Consider the following 14,490-nt stretch of genomic DNA (forward strand, 5'->3'; position numbering starts at 1 on the left):
TCAGCAAAATGCATAGCAGCATAAAAGTCTAACCCGTTAAGTATAGTAGATAAATTAATCTATTAACAGAATAAAATCAGGGTTAGGAACAAAATCGCCACATAGCCATCATTTAATGATGCATAATTTGCTTTAAACCATGATAAGTGGCGTGCTAATTTTTCATGTTAAGAAAATAAGTCATTTAAAAACAATGCACTGATCATTCATGATGAGTTTATGGCGGCTATGCGTCAATTTATGTAAATACCCCCTATACCCGCACAATCTCAGGGCGAAAAAGGGCGTTCAGGTACCTGATAACAAGAATAATCTGGCAGGATCCTCTGAGGGTAGCAGCTAGACTTAATGTTGTGCTCAGACTCAGCACATAAAGAATGTAACGATCATGAACGTCATGAAAAAGGAGATCACTATGCCTTATCAGAATCGCTCAGCGTTGCCTGATTCCGTCCGCAATGTGCTGCCCGCCCATGCGCAGGACATCTATAAGGAAGCGTTCAACAGTGCGTGGGATGAATACGCTAAATCCAAAGACCGTCAGGGTGACAGTTCCCGTGAAGAAACCGCCCACAAAGTGGCCTGGGCGGCGGTGAAGCATGGGTACAAAAAAGGGGATGATGACAAGTGGCATCCTAAAAAATCCTGATGTTGACGGCAGGTGAGGGGAAATCCCGGCCTGCCGATCTTTCTCACGCCGCACGCTTTGGTTTCCTGTTTTTTGTCTTATCCCCCTCAAAATGTCAACATTCATACAATGTTCATAAAATAATCACTTTATTTTCGTTTTGTGATCCCTCTCAACCTTGATTGCAACGTAAGAAACGAATAAGGTTTCAGCAAGCAGGGTGATACTAAATTTCTTAATAAACCTGCGCGCCCCCTCAAGCAGAGGCGAAAATTGTCCGATATATCTCAAAACCACGACCCACGATAACGGAGAACACAGCGTTAACAGCATGGCATGTTCAAAAGTACGTCGTACCGAAGGGGGAATGAATGTTAACTCGAGATTTCCTGCGTAACGCAGATTGCAAAACAGCATTCGGCAGCATTGATGAATCGATGCTACTGACCCCTGAACAACGCGCGGCTTCATTAGGTTGTACGCTGGCGCGTCGCCCGGATAACAGTCCGGTGTGGATTTTTGGTTACGGTTCACTGATGTGGAACCCGGTTTTTGATTCTGAAGAGGCGCGTCCCGCCACGCTTCATGGTTATCACCGTGCTTTCTGTTTACGTCTGACGTCCGGGCGCGGTACCCACGCGCAACCGGGGCGTATGCTGGCGCTGCGCGATGGCGGACAGACCACCGGGCTGGCATTCCGCCTGCCGGAAGACAAACTCCTCGAAGAACTCGAACTGCTGTGGAAGCGCGAAATGCTGACCGGCTGTTACCGGCCGACCTGGTGCGAACTGGATCTTGATGATGGCCGCAAAGTCACGGCGCTGGTATTTATCATGGATGCGTCCCATCCGCAGTATGAGGCGGATACCGATTATCAGGTCATTGCGCCTCTGATTGCGCAGGCCAGCGGCCCGCTTGGCACCAACGCGCAGTACCTGTTTGCGCTGGAAAAAGAGCTGAACAGCTACGGCATGCGTGACGACTGCATGAGTGAGCTGGTCAAGCAGGTGAGAATGCTGCTTTCTGTTTCTCCGGGCTTTGATGTGCCGGGCCTGAGTTAAAAAATCTGAACCGCTATTTCAGGCTGAGCGTCACTGGCGGGCAGCCTGCTGATTCATCCTCCCGCGTGATATTTCTCTGAATTCAATTAATTAGAATCCCTTCCAATAATAAAATTCCTAATCCTTATAAAATATCCGCATTAACATCCTGTTTACCCTGACGTTATCCCTGAAAAGTTGATTGCATTTGCTCTGTCAATCAGCATAATTCGAATCGTTATGATAATTATTACCATTCACGATTGAACTTTTTCAGGGAATTACCATGCGCACCAAAAGTGAAATCCTTCACACTCCAGCCTTTGCCCGTAAAGTCTTGCCGGTGGTGATTTCTGCCGCGCTGAGCGGGTTAGCGTTACCGGCCATCGCGGCAACCCCCACACCACAAACCACCGCGTCCACTGCTAAAACCGGCGACACCATCACCATTGAAGCCGCGCCACAGACTTTTAAATCTGGCGGCAACGACACGGTACCGGCGTATCTGGACGGACAAATCGCCAACGGCGGACGTCTGGGGATCCTCGGTGAACAGGACGCGATGAATGTGCCGTTCAGCGTCGTGAGCTTCACCGACAAACTGATGCAGGATCAGCAAACCCGTACGCTGGGCGACGTGCTGAATAATGACGCCTCGGTGCAGACCGGTTACGGCTACGGCAACTATTCAGAAACGTTCGTGGTGCGCGGCTTTGAGCTTTCCGGCGACGATATCTCTTACGGCGGATTGTACGGTGTGCTGCCGCGTCAGCTGTTACCGACCGAATTCGCTGATCGTGTTGAATTACTGAAAGGTTCAAGCGCCTTCCTCAACGGTGTACCGCCAGGCGGCACCGGCGTGGGCGGCAACGTCAATATCGAGCCAAAACGTGCCACCGATACCCCGATTAACCGCGTGAGCGTGGATTACACCTCTTCTTCGCAGGTCGGCGGCGCGGTGGATGTGGGGCGTCGTTTTGGTGACAACAACCAGTGGGGCGTGCGCGTCAATGCTGTTCACCGCGAAGGTGAAACGGCGATTGATGATGAAAAACGCCGTCTGACGCTGGGATCCATCGGCCTTGACTACCGTGGCGATCGCTTCCGTTCATCTCTGGATTTCGGGATGAGCAAAACGACGGTGCACGGTGGCCGTCCGGTGGTGTATCTGGGTAACGCGAGCAAAATTCCTGATGTGCCTTCTGCGACCGGCAACTACGGTCAGAAATACGCATCGACCGATATGGAAAACGAGTTCGGCATGCTGAAAGGCGAATACGATGTGGCCGACAACTGGACGGTATATGCCGCCGCCGGTGCTAACCATACGCATGAATTTGGTAAATACAGCTCGCCGACCCTGCAGGACAACGACGGTAACGCCACAATGAGCCGCATGACCGTGCCTTATTTTGCGGACAGCTTCTCCTCTCAGGCGGGCGTACGCGGCAAATTTGATACCGGTTTTGTTAACCACAGTATCAACCTCGGCATGTCGACGCTTTACCGTAAATACAAAACCGCGTACACCATGACCGCGGCTTCCATTAATACCAATATTTACGATCCTTCCCATGTGGATGAACCGCTGACCAATCTCTACAGCGGCGGCGATATGAGCGATCCTGCGGTGCGCAACCGTACCCGTAGCTATGGCGTTTCACTTTCCGACACCATGTCCGTGCTCGACGACCGTCTGCAATTTATCGCCGGTCTGCGTCGTCAGAATGTTGTGGTCAAAAACTACAACTACGACGGCTCTGAAAACACCTCGTTCGACGAAATGAAAGTTACTCCGGCGTTTGGTCTGGTGGTGAAACCGTGGGAACACTACTCCTTCTACGCCAACCACATTGAAGCGTTGCAGGCAGGTGAAACGGCCGGTACGACTTACAACGGTCTGGTGGTCAGTAACGGCGGACAGGTCACCGGTATCGAAACCTCCAAACAAAACGAAGTGGGCGTTAAAGCGGATTTCGGTCGCGTTGCCGGTTCACTGGCGCTGTATGAGATCAAAAAGCCGATCGGCATGTACCGTGCCACAGGCGACGGTTATACCTACGGTAACTATGGCGAAGTGCGTAACCGCGGGATTGAGCTGAATGTCTTCGGCGAACCGGTCACCGGCGTGCGCCTTAACAGCAGCATCACCTGGATGAACCCGGAAATGACCAAAACGCAGGGCGGAGCCTATGACGGCAACGACGCCGTTGGCGTGCCGGATTACCAGTGGGTAGTGGGCGGCGAATGGGATATTCCCGGTGGCAGCGGTGTCACCGCCACCGGTAAAGTGATCCGCTCCGGCTCGCAGTATGCTGACGAAGCGAACAAGCTGAAAGTGGACGGCTGGACACGTCTGGATCTCGGCCTGCGCTACGCGATGCCGGTAGGGCAGAACACCCTGACCTGGCGTGCAAATCTGGAAAACGTCACCAACGAGAAATACTGGGCATCGGCCACAGGGGGTTATCTGACCCAGGGCGATCCGCGCGAATTTAAACTTTCCGCCACCTACGATTTCTGATGATTTACGCCTCCTCCTCACCGGGGAGGCGTTCGCATTTGTACAGTAACAATTCCCCGCCAGCCCGCATTCCGACGCTTTAATAACCAATCAGATAACGTTATGCAAAATTTGCATAACGATAGTATTTATCAGACTTTCTGGTAGGTTGAAGAAACTTTACACTCACTCACCCGACATACTTCGAGCCGCAGATGCGTTGGCTGCGCTCAGTCACCCGAATCACTTACTCATGTAAGCTCATCGGGATCCCTTCGTTTGCCGCGTTACTGCAACTCGAATTATGTGGGCTAACTTGAATAGCAATTTCGCTACCCTGGAGAGTCTGTCTTGATGAAAGCTTTATTACCGTCCGTCCTGTTCACGGCTATTGCGGCTACTTTCTCTGTGCAGGCTGCCACGCCGCCGGATACCCTGGTTATCGCGCAATCCATCGATGACACCTCCAGTTTTGACCCGGCGCAGGGCTTCGAACTGACCACGGTTCAGGCTTTCAATAACATTTATCAGCGTCTGGTGCAGTCTGACCCGAATAATCCGATCGATTTAAAACCGACACTGGCCGCCTCCTGGGAAGCGGGTAAAGATAACCGCAGCCTGACGTTTGCGCTGTCGCCGAAAGCCACTTTTGCCAGCGGCAATCCGCTGACCGCCGATGACGTGATTTTCTCACTGTCGCGCGTGGTGAAGCTGAATCTTGAGCCTTCCTTCATTCTGACGCAGCTGGGCTGGACCGATAAAAACGTCGATACATTCCTGACCAAAGTCGATGACCAGCATGTGAAAATCAGCTGGACCGCCGATGTCAGCCCGTCATTCGTGCTGAGCCTGCTGTCTGCGCCGGTATCCTCGATTGTCGACAGCAAACTGGTGAAAGCTAATGCCACCGCTGACGATTTGGGGCATCAGTGGCTGAGCAACCATTCTGCCGGTTCCGGTCCGTACCAGATCCGTAACTACATTCCCCATGAAGTGGTGATCCTGTCCGCCAATCCGACCTCACCGGAAGGCGCACCGAAACTGAAAACCATTCTGATCAAAAACGTACCGGATCCTGCGGCACGCCGTTTGCTGATCGAGCAGGGCGATGCCGACATGGCGCGTAACCTCGGTTCCGACCAGATGGCGGCGCTCGAAGGCAAGAAAGGTGTGAAACCGCTGGCGGTGCCGTATGCGTCCCTTTACTTCATGCAGTTCAACGCCAAAGCCTCTCCGGCGCTGGGAAATCCGGCCTTCTGGGAAGCCGCGCGTTACCTGTTTGATTACAACCACATCGCGCACGACCTGATGAAAAATCAGTTCCAGGTGCATCAGGCTTTCCTGCCTGAAGGTTACCTCGGCGCGCTGAATGACACGCCTTACACCTACGATCCGGCCAAGGCTAAAGCGATTCTGGCGAAAGCCGGACTGACCAACGTCAGCTTCACGCTGTCCACGGCTAACCAGCCGCCGTATCTGGACATCGCGCAGGCATTGCAGGCCAGCTTCGCGCAGGGCGGCGTGACCGTGAAACTTGATCCGGGTTTAAGCTCGCAGATTTCCACCAAAGTGAAGGCGCATGAATACGATGCTTACATGTCTTCATGGGGCCCGGATTACTTTGACCCGAACACCAACGCCTCGGCGTTTGCCTTCAACCCGGAAGACGGCAGCAAAACGCTGGCATGGCGTGCTAACTGGTCCATTCCGGCGCTCAACAAACTGACACTGGCCGCGATTGCGGAGCCGGATCAGGCTAAACGCGTGGCGGATTACCGTCAGCTGCAACTGGAAGTGCAGAAAAACTCGCCGTTCGTGATCGGCCTGCAAGCGAAAAGCCTGATTGCCGTTCGCGACAACATCAAAGGTTACGTGCAGGGCATCAACCCTGACATGGTCTTCTACAGCAAGGTCACCAAGTAATGACAGACAGTTCAACGCCCGCCGGATTCGTCCGGCAGGGTTGGCGCTGGTCAGGCCGTTTGCTGACCGGCGTGATTTCGCTGGCGCTGACATTGCTCGGTCTGCTGGCGTTCACCTTTACACTTTCCCATCTCGCACCGATTGACCCGACACTTCAGGTGGCGGGCGATCACGCCAGTGAAGCCACCTATGCGCAGGTGCGTCGCGATTTAGGGCTGGATCAGTCGGTGCCGGTGCAGTTCGTCCGTTATCTGGATCATCTGGCGCACGGCGATATGGGGATCTCGCGCATCACTGCGCAGCCGGTCGCCAGTGACTTAATGCGCACCTTCCCGGCGACGGTCGAACTGGCAACCTGTGCGATCCTGCTTGGCGGGTCGCTCGGCATCCTGCTGGCATTGCTGGCGGTGTGGAAACCGGGAAGCTGGCTGGATAACGTCGCGCGGCTGGTGTCGCTGCTCGGCTACTCCGTGCCGATTTTCTGGCTGAGTCTGCTCGGCCTGTTGCTGTTTTACGCCGTGCTGCACTGGGCGGGCGGCCCGGGGCGGCTTGACGACCTGTATATGTACACCATGACGCCGCGCACCGGTTTTGTGCTGATTGATACCTGGCTGTCTGGTGACCGCGAAATGTTCTACAACGCCATCAGCCATTTATGGCTACCGGTGACGGTGCTGGCGATGCTGTCGATGGCGGGCATCACGCGCCTGCTGCGGGCATCCATGCTCGGCGAAATGAATAAAGAATATGTGATTCTGGCGCGCTCCAAAGGCGCGGGCAGGGTGCGGGTATTGCTGTGCCACGTGTTCCCGAATGTGCTCGGCACATTGATCACCGTGCTGACGCTTTCCTACGCCAGCCTGCTGGAAGGCGCGGTACTGACGGAAACCGTCTTTGCCTGGCCGGGCGTCGGACGTTACCTGACCACTGCGCTGTTCGCCGCGGATACCCCGGCAATTCTTGGCGCTACGCTGCTGATCGGCACCTGTTTTGTGCTGCTTAATGCGCTGGCTGACGCGCTTACTTACCTGCTCGATCCGCGAACCCGGTAGTTTTTATGACACAAATGATCCCTGAACAACCGACGCAGGTGGAAGCGGAAGCCGAAACCTCCGTCTGGAAACCGACCCGGCGCATCACCGCGTTTTCTGTCGGGCTGGTGCTGGTCGCCATTCTGGTGCTGACCGCGCTGCTCGCGCCGTGGCTGGCGCCTTTCGATCCGAACATCCAGCATATCGAACTGCGTCTGTTGCCGCCGTCCGACACCCACTGGCTGGGCACTGACGGTTTTGGCCGTGATTTGCTTTCGCGCGTGGTGTACGGTGCGCGCCCGACGCTGCTGCTGGTCTCGCTGATCCTGGTGCTGACCATTCCGGTTGGCCTGCTGATTGGCATCAGCGCCGGTTACATTGGTGGCTGGTACGAGCGCATTGTGATGCGTCTGACCGATATTGTGATGTCGTTGCCGAGTCTGGTGATGGCGCTGGCGCTGGTGGCTATTCTCGGCCCCGGCCTGATGAACGGCGCACTGGCGCTGGCTTTCACCAGCTGGCCGCCGTTTGCGCGACAGGCGAGGGCGGAAACGCTGGCGCTGCGCCGCAGTGATTATCTGGCTGCGGCACGGATGCAGGGCATTGGCGGATTGCGTCTGATGTTCGGCCATATTCTGCCGTTGTGTCTGCCGAGCGCCGTGGTGCGTGCGGCACTCAGCCTCGGTGGCATCATTCTGGCTTCTGCCGGTCTCGGCTTCCTTGGTATGGGGATCCAGCCACCGACCGCCGAATGGGGCTCGATGGTTGCCGAAGGCAGCAAAGTTATTTTCGATCAGTGGTGGGTCGCCGCTGCACCGGGCGGGGCGATCCTTTTCGCCAGCCTGGCTTTCAACCTGCTGGGCGATGGCCTGCGTGACAAAATGGATCCACGACATGGCAACTGACTTTTCACATCACGACAAACTGGTCGCAGACGATCTGACCATTTATCTGCCGGGCGAGCGTCCGCTGGAGCTGGTGAAATCCCTCTCCTTCAGCGTCGGGCAGGAACGCGTGGCGCTGGTCGGTGAATCCGGTTCCGGAAAATCCCTGACCGCCCGTGCGCTGATGGGCTTGCTACCGCATCCGTGCAAATTGCGTGCTTCGCAGCTCACACTCGGCGATCACGATCTGACCCGGCTTAAAGAGCGCGAATGGAGCCAGCTGCGCGGTAACCGCGTATCAATGGTGATGCAGGATCCGAAACACGCGCTCAATCCGACGCAAAAAATCGGCAAACAGGTGGAAGAGCCGCTGCGTCTGCACACCCGTCTTGGCCGCAAAGAGCGTCAGGAAAAGGTGACCGACATGCTGAATGCGGTCGGCCTGCCGAATCCGGCTTTCCTGCAACAGCAATATCCGCACCAGCTTTCCGGCGGGATGGGGCAGCGCGTGATGCTGGCGATTGCGCTGATTAACGATCCGCAATGGCTGATTGCCGATGAACCGACTTCAGCACTGGATTTCGACATGCGCGAGCAGGTGCTGGGGCTGATTGAGCGTTTGGTTGAGCAGCGCAATATGGGGCTGATCCTGATCAGCCATGACCTGCAACAGGTCGCACATTATTGCGAGCGGGTGCTGGTGATGTACAAAGGCGAACTGCTGGATGAACTGCCGGCCGATCAGCTGGCGAACGCCACACATCCGTACACCCACACGCTGTGGTCGTGCCGTCCGAGTAAATTTACCCACGGTGAACGTCTGCCGGTGCTGGATCGCGCGCTGCTGGCCTCTTTAACACAGGAGCCGCGCCATGAGTGACATTGTCGCTGAACTGCACCAACTGAGTGTGTCGCACCGTCAGGGCTATGAAACCCGCACGGTGGTGCACAACGTCAATCTGACCATCAACAAAGGCGAATGCTTCGGTCTGGTCGGGCCGTCCGGTTGCGGAAAATCGTCCCTGCTGTGGGTGCTGGCGGGTCTGAACGGTCACTGGGACGGCAGCCTGACACTGCTCGACCATCAGGTGAAACCCGGCAAGCCTTTTACCGGCAGCCTGCGCCGCGATGTGCAGATGGTTTTTCAGGATCCGTATGCCTCGCTGCATCCGAAACACAAGCTGGTGCGCACGCTGGCAGAGCCGCTGAAAATCCTCAAAGAGCAGGACATCGAACAGAAGATTGCAGAGGGGTTCCGTCAGGTCGGGCTGGATCCGGCGCTGATGAACCGCTATCCACATCAGCTTTCCGGCGGACAGCGTCAGCGCGTGGCGATCGTCCGCGCGTTATTGCTCAAACCGAAACTGCTGTTGCTCGATGAGCCGACGTCGGCCCTCGACATGTCCGTACAGGCGGAAATTCTCAATCTTCTCAACGACCTGAAAGCCAGCAGCGACCTGACCATGATACTGGTCAGTCACGATGCCGATGTGATCGATCATATGTGTGATCGTGCAGTGCATATGGCGAAGGGTTACGTGCTGACTTAGCTCCTTCGCAGGGGAGGGAGCTGTCCGTGATGTTCGTAGGTTTTGCTTTTAGCTCCTCCCCCTGCGAAGGGGGAGGCGGGGAGGGGGTTTAGCAGACCACGCTGAATCTAGGGTCACCAGGATTTCAGTTTTTGCCTTAATACCCCACCCCAACCCTGCCCTTCGCAGGGGAGGGAGCCGGAAAATCCTTAATCTAATTTATTAAATAACAAAGCTTTATTTCATTGTTCTGGCCTTGCCGCTGCACCTCTACACTCGGAAAAACTGTCTTTTCACCTGTGGAGATCGACCTCAATGAAAGTACGTGTTCCTTCCCTGTTATTCCTGCTTATGATGGCGGCAACCCGTGTGGATGCGGCGACACCGGCCGATACGCTGGTCGTTGCCGGTTCGCTTGAAGGCATTATCAGCCTGGATCCGGCTGAAAGCTTTGAAACCGTCAGTTCCGGTAATCTGGTTAACCTGTATCAGCAGCTTGTTGTTTCTGACCGCCAGCATCCTGATCAACTCGACCCGGACGCTGCCGCCAGCTGGCAGCCGGGGCCGGACGCGCACAGCCTGATCTTCACCCTCAAGCCGGGGCAGAAATTTGCCAGCGGCAATCCGCTGACTGCCGACGATGTCATCTACTCCTTTACCCGTGTGGTCAAACTCAATAAAAGCCCGTCGTTTATTTTGGGTGAACTGGGCTGGACGCCGGAAAACGTCGACGGCAATCTGAAAAAACTGGCGGATGATAAAGTCCAGCTGAGCTGGCCTGCGGACATCGGCAGCGGTCTGGTGCTGAGCATTTTATCCGCGCCGGTGGCGGGCATTGTCGACAGCAAGTTGCTGAAAGAACACGTCGATCAGAACGATTTCGGCAACAGCTGGCTGCGTTCGCGCTCGGCGGGCAGCGGCGCATTTGAAGTCCGTAACTATGTGCCTCATGAAGCGTTGATTTTCAAGCGTAACCCGAATGCGACGCCGCTGGCGAAACTCGAAAATGTGCTGTTTAAGAATGTCGGCGATCCGTCCACCCGCCGTCTGCTGGTACTCAACGGTGATGCGGATGTGGCCTACGATTTAGGGGCAGACCAGTTCAGTTCGCTGGAAAAAGAGAAGGGGGTGCACGTCGCCCAATTCCCGGCCGCGAAAGTCTTCTATCTGGCGTTTAACGTCGGCGACACCACCCAACCGGCGCTGGCCAATCCGGCTCTCTGGGAAGCCGCCCGCTGGCTGGTGGATTATCAGGGCATTTCTACCGATCTGCTAAAAGGCCAGTACGGCATTCATCAGACTTTCCTGCCCGACGGATTAGCCGGAGCCATCGATGATCAGCCGTTCAAATATGACGTCGCGAAAGCCAAAGCCATTCTCAGCAAAGGCGGCATCGCACCGGGCACCAAAATCGATTTGATTGTGATTAACCAGCCGCCTTATTCAGATATCGCGCAGGCATTGCAGGCCAGTTTCGCTAAAGCCGATATCAATTTAGTGGTGCATCCGCTGGTCGAAAGCGACGTGCTGACCCGTATGCGTGCACATAAATTCCAGTCGATTTTCACGTACTGGGGCGCGGATTATCTGGATCCAAACACGAACGCCAGCACCTTTGCCTATAACGTGCCGAACGGCCCGAAAACACTGGCGCAGCGTATTCAGTGGGTGATCCCGGAAATCAGTAAGCAAACCCGTGCGGCGGCGGCAGAATCAGATCCAACCAAACGCAAGGCGCTGTATGCTGATTTACAGCGCGAACTGCAGAAAAACTCGCCGTTCGTGGTGGCGCTGCAAAGTAAGTTGCTGGTGGCAATCCGCGATAACGTGAAAGGCGCAAGTCAGAATGTGGCAGGCAGCCAGCTGTATCTGGATACGGTGAGTAAGGAATAAGGGAAGCCTTATCATCCGTTGTTCTCAGGTAATGACCCCGGGGCACAGGTCCCGGGGTTTCACCGTTCAGCCAGATGTTGAGCGCGCCATTGACGAGGCGACCCCTGTTGTTTCATGACTTTTTCAGAAAATCTTTCAGATGGACGACTTTGCTGATGTCATCCATCAGGCGCGGGTTATTGCGTACTTCCCAGATATCGACATTGGTTGTTACGAGGTGCTGTCCAGAGAATCTGCTTATGTGGCAGTGAAAGGTAAGAAAAATGCGGGAAGGCGCGCAGTAATGGCGCTGACCGCAGCCGGCGCGGAGAGTGAAAATTTTTGGATTTTACATTCAATCCTTAATAGGATGAGTTTTGGGCAGGTGATAACCGATATAACATTGATTTTAAGAAAGGATTTGATGATGGAACTCAATACGCCGCGCTTAACCCTGACGCCGGTGACGTCAGATGACTGGCCGTTTTTTCTCCAGCTTCGTCAGGATGAGACACTGATGAAATTCATGTCAGCGATGATGACGGAAGAAGAAAACCGGGCGGTATTTGCGCGACGTCTTCAGGGCTTTGTTCCCGGCGTCCGCCATCAGGCTGAGTTCATTATCAGAGACCGCGAAACCGGCAAGCCACAGGGAAATATCGGTTTTCGTGCCGAAGATGACGATATGGCGAAAGTGGAAATTGGCTACACGCTGGCACCCTACGCGCAAGGAAAAGGCTACGCGGGTGAAGCGCTGCAAGCCTTATGTGATTTCGCATTAAGCAGCGGCGTTATTCACCGGCTTAAAGCCGCTGTGCTGGCGGGGAATGTCAGTTCTGCCCGGTTGCTGGAAAAGAACGGTTTCATCCTGCACGAAACGCTGAAAGGCGGCTACCTGCTGAACGGAGAACATCACGACGACTGCATTTATTATTTAGAAAAATGATACTGTTGCCTTTGCGAATCCGTTTCCATTACTGAGATCTTATGACGCTGAAAGCCCTCAATACTGAATCCCTGCAAAAGAGCGATCTGATTAACCTGCTGATTGCCATTCCAGCGGGGATTGTCGCCGCGCTGGTGACGATTGCTTTTCGCGGCGCGATTTCGGGTGTCAACGGCCTGATGTTCGCGGACGGCAGTGACATCACCAACGCTTTCAATGAATATCCCAAAATTGTCTGGCCGCTGATCACCACGACAGGCGGGGTGATTGCCGGTTTCATTCTGCTGTGGGCGCTGCGCCACGAAAGCAAATACGGCAAGATGCCGGATTACCTCGATGTTATCGATCAGCGTTTGCCGGGCATTCCGGTGGTGAGCACCGTGTTGCGCGGATTGTCCTCGCTGGCCAGTATTGCCAGCGGCGGTTCAATTGGTCGGGAAGGGGCGATGGTGCAGCTTTCGGCGCTGAGCGGCAGTCTGCTCGGGCGGTTTTCGCGGTTTAAGGGCGTTCATCAGTCCGATATTATCGCGATGGCGGCGGCGGGCGGGCTGGCGGCGGTGTATCACGCCCCGTTTGCCGGTGCGCTGTTTGTGGCGGAAATCGCCTTCGGCGTGACCGCCGTTCAGCGACTGATCCCGCTGTTTATCTCCGCATCGGTGGCGGTGCTGACCGTCCGGTCGCTGACCGATTACGCGCCGCTATATCTTTATTCTTCGGTGTCTTTCAGTCCGTCTCCCGGCGCGATATTAACCGTGCTGATTATCGGTGTGGCGACGGGGATCCTCGGGCCATTATTCATTTCGTCTATCGATAAAGTCCGTCAGTGGATGAAACCCATTTCGCACCCGGCGCTGCGTCTTGGTCTCGGCGGGCTGGGTGTCGGGCTGGTGGCGATGATTTCGCCGCTGGTGCTGGGTAACGGTTTTGAAGTGATCGATTTAATCCTCAACAACGGCAATTTACAGACGTCACTGCTGGTGCTGCTGATCCTGAAAATTGTCGCCACGGCGATCACCATCGGTTCGGGTGCCGTCGGCGGGCTGTTTACGCCTTCGTTACTGATTGGTGCGGCGGGCGGGGCGCTGGTGTGTACTTTCCTGCAATGGCTGGGGTTCGATCCCGGTCCGGTCGGTTTATACGCGGCGATCGGCATGAGTGCGCTGCTGGCGGCGACCAGCCATGCGCCGCTGATGTCGATCATGATGGCGTTCGAAATGACCCTCAACAGTTCGCTGTTGTTCCCGCTGATGCTGGCGACGGCAATTTCTTACGTCGTGGCATCACGGCTGAAAGTCGGCGGCACCTATCCGGTACTGACGCGGCATAACGCGCGGTTTGCGGCGAAAAATGCCTTTGAATACAGCACGGTGGCGTCGCTGATTTCGCCCTGTTCGAAAATGTATGTCGATGCTTCGCTGTCGGAAGTGGTCAGCGAAGGGCTGAAACAACGCACGCGTTATGTCTATGTGGTCGACCGGGAAGAACGTTTTCTCGGCGTGGTGCCGACCAACGTGGTGGCTGCCGGTCTTATTGATGGCAGCGTGAAATCAGACAGCCCGATCGACCCGTTTATCGAGCAGGAATTCACCACCATTTTCCAGCAGGCCAGTTATGAGCAGGCGTGGGCAATGTTCAGTCATTCCCCGCTCGAACGTTTGCCGGTGCTGGAAAACGCTGAATCACGCCGGTTACTGGGTGTGATCACCAAAGCGGCGCTGCTGAACAAAGCCAAAGACTTCCTCTGATTAATCGCCGGTTTGCTCAATGGAAACCGGCTGCTTTCTGAAATACCCCTCATTTTCCATATCCTTCCGTCCTGCATCAAAGGGCTTGCCTGTTTTTAAATTACATCCTGTAAATCAATAAGATGACGACTCCCCTGCGGATACCTCTTTGGGGGTATCTGGCGTTATGTAAATAAATACACGACGAGGCGGCCTTGATCGCAATCAAGTAGGGCGGTCCCGCGCGTGCATACCCTGAGGCCAATTTCCCCTTTGTACTTGAAATAGCAGCAGCGTTAGCAGCACTCAGTCACCCGAATCACTGACTTGTGTCAGCTCATCGGGATTCCTTCGTTTGCTGCCTTGCTGCAATTCCAATTACTTCGGGTACGAGCAATGAAGTTGTATTC

At 55.1% G+C, this 14,490-nt stretch carries 11 protein-coding genes; all 11 read left to right on the forward strand.

What is annotated here, in order from left to right:
• Positions 1 to 415 precede the first annotated feature (415 nt).
• The 11 genes from chaB (at position 416) to EDF78_RS21745 (ending at position 14,101) form a co-directional block, all read left to right on the forward strand.
• Positions 416 to 649 carry a putative cation transport regulator ChaB gene (chaB, locus tag EDF78_RS21690; RefSeq protein WP_095922204.1) on the forward strand — a complete coding sequence of 78 codons (234 nt, stop codon included), beginning with the start codon at positions 416 to 418 and terminating at the stop codon, positions 647 to 649.
• Positions 650 to 999: 350 nt separating this feature from the next.
• A complete protein-coding gene (locus EDF78_RS21695) occupies positions 1,000 to 1,689 on the forward strand; it encodes a gamma-glutamylcyclotransferase (RefSeq protein ID WP_095922203.1) in 690 nt (229 codons plus the stop codon).
• Positions 1,690 to 1,954: 265 nt separating this feature from the next.
• Positions 1,955 to 4,192 carry a TonB-dependent siderophore receptor gene (locus EDF78_RS21700; RefSeq protein WP_133823880.1) on the forward strand — a complete coding sequence of 746 codons (2,238 nt, stop codon included), beginning with the start codon at positions 1,955 to 1,957 and terminating at the stop codon, positions 4,190 to 4,192.
• Between the two features lie 333 nt (positions 4,193 to 4,525).
• Positions 4,526 to 6,094, forward strand: coding sequence for an ABC transporter substrate-binding protein (locus EDF78_RS21705; protein WP_119824980.1), 1,569 nt, complete (start codon positions 4,526 to 4,528; stop codon positions 6,092 to 6,094).
• A complete protein-coding gene (locus EDF78_RS21710; RefSeq protein WP_133823881.1) occupies positions 6,094 to 7,146 on the forward strand; it encodes an ABC transporter permease in 1,053 nt (350 codons plus the stop codon). The genes EDF78_RS21705 and EDF78_RS21710 overlap by 1 nt, the downstream gene beginning before the upstream one ends.
• 5 nt (positions 7,147 to 7,151) lie before the next feature.
• Positions 7,152 to 8,030: an ABC transporter permease gene (locus EDF78_RS21715; protein WP_095922199.1), complete on the forward strand. Its 879-nt coding sequence runs from the start codon at positions 7,152 to 7,154 to the stop codon at positions 8,028 to 8,030.
• Positions 8,020 to 8,889, forward strand: a complete 870-nt coding sequence (locus EDF78_RS21720; RefSeq protein ID WP_095922198.1) for an ABC transporter ATP-binding protein — start codon at positions 8,020 to 8,022, stop codon at positions 8,887 to 8,889. The genes EDF78_RS21715 and EDF78_RS21720 overlap by 11 nt, the downstream gene beginning before the upstream one ends.
• Complete coding sequence (locus tag EDF78_RS21725) at positions 8,882 to 9,559, forward strand: ATP-binding cassette domain-containing protein (RefSeq protein ID WP_095922197.1); 678 nt, start codon at positions 8,882 to 8,884, stop codon at positions 9,557 to 9,559. The genes EDF78_RS21720 and EDF78_RS21725 overlap by 8 nt, the downstream gene beginning before the upstream one ends.
• 294 nt (positions 9,560 to 9,853) lie before the next feature.
• Positions 9,854 to 11,431: an ABC transporter substrate-binding protein gene (locus tag EDF78_RS21730; RefSeq protein WP_133823882.1), complete on the forward strand. Its 1,578-nt coding sequence runs from the start codon at positions 9,854 to 9,856 to the stop codon at positions 11,429 to 11,431.
• A 403-nt stretch (positions 11,432 to 11,834) separates the two neighbouring features.
• Positions 11,835 to 12,356 carry a GNAT family N-acetyltransferase gene (locus EDF78_RS21740; protein ID WP_165497993.1) on the forward strand — a complete coding sequence of 174 codons (522 nt, stop codon included), beginning with the start codon at positions 11,835 to 11,837 and terminating at the stop codon, positions 12,354 to 12,356.
• Positions 12,357 to 12,397: 41 nt separating this feature from the next.
• Positions 12,398 to 14,101 (forward strand): chloride channel protein, encoded by a 1,704-nt coding sequence (locus tag EDF78_RS21745; protein WP_095922194.1) that lies wholly within the window; start codon positions 12,398 to 12,400, stop codon positions 14,099 to 14,101.
• The last annotated feature ends 389 nt before the right edge of the window (positions 14,102 to 14,490 follow it).

Source organism: Rahnella sp. BIGb0236 (assembly GCF_004364755.1).
In the GTDB taxonomy this organism is placed as follows: domain Bacteria; phylum Pseudomonadota; class Gammaproteobacteria; order Enterobacterales; family Enterobacteriaceae; genus Rahnella; species Rahnella victoriana.

Excerpts from the sequence above, each read along its gene's own strand:
- EDF78_RS21695 (WP_095922203.1), top strand. The coding sequence starts at position 1,000 with ATGTTAACTCGAGATTTCCTGCGTAACGCAGATTGCAAAACAGCATTC.
- EDF78_RS21730 (WP_133823882.1), top strand. The coding sequence starts at position 9,854 with ATGAAAGTACGTGTTCCTTCCCTGTTATTCCTGCTTATGATGGCGGCA.
- EDF78_RS21725 (WP_095922197.1), top strand. The coding sequence starts at position 8,882 with ATGAGTGACATTGTCGCTGAACTGCACCAACTGAGTGTGTCGCACCGT.
- EDF78_RS21705 (WP_119824980.1), top strand. The coding sequence starts at position 4,526 with ATGAAAGCTTTATTACCGTCCGTCCTGTTCACGGCTATTGCGGCTACT.
- EDF78_RS21700 (WP_133823880.1), top strand. The coding sequence starts at position 1,955 with ATGCGCACCAAAAGTGAAATCCTTCACACTCCAGCCTTTGCCCGTAAA.
- EDF78_RS21720 (WP_095922198.1), top strand. The coding sequence starts at position 8,020 with ATGGCAACTGACTTTTCACATCACGACAAACTGGTCGCAGACGATCTG.
- EDF78_RS21740 (WP_165497993.1), top strand. The coding sequence starts at position 11,835 with ATGATGGAACTCAATACGCCGCGCTTAACCCTGACGCCGGTGACGTCA.
- chaB (WP_095922204.1), top strand. The coding sequence starts at position 416 with ATGCCTTATCAGAATCGCTCAGCGTTGCCTGATTCCGTCCGCAATGTG.
- EDF78_RS21710 (WP_133823881.1), top strand. The coding sequence starts at position 6,094 with ATGACAGACAGTTCAACGCCCGCCGGATTCGTCCGGCAGGGTTGGCGC.
- EDF78_RS21745 (WP_095922194.1), top strand. The coding sequence starts at position 12,398 with ATGACGCTGAAAGCCCTCAATACTGAATCCCTGCAAAAGAGCGATCTG.
- EDF78_RS21715 (WP_095922199.1), top strand. The coding sequence starts at position 7,152 with ATGACACAAATGATCCCTGAACAACCGACGCAGGTGGAAGCGGAAGCC.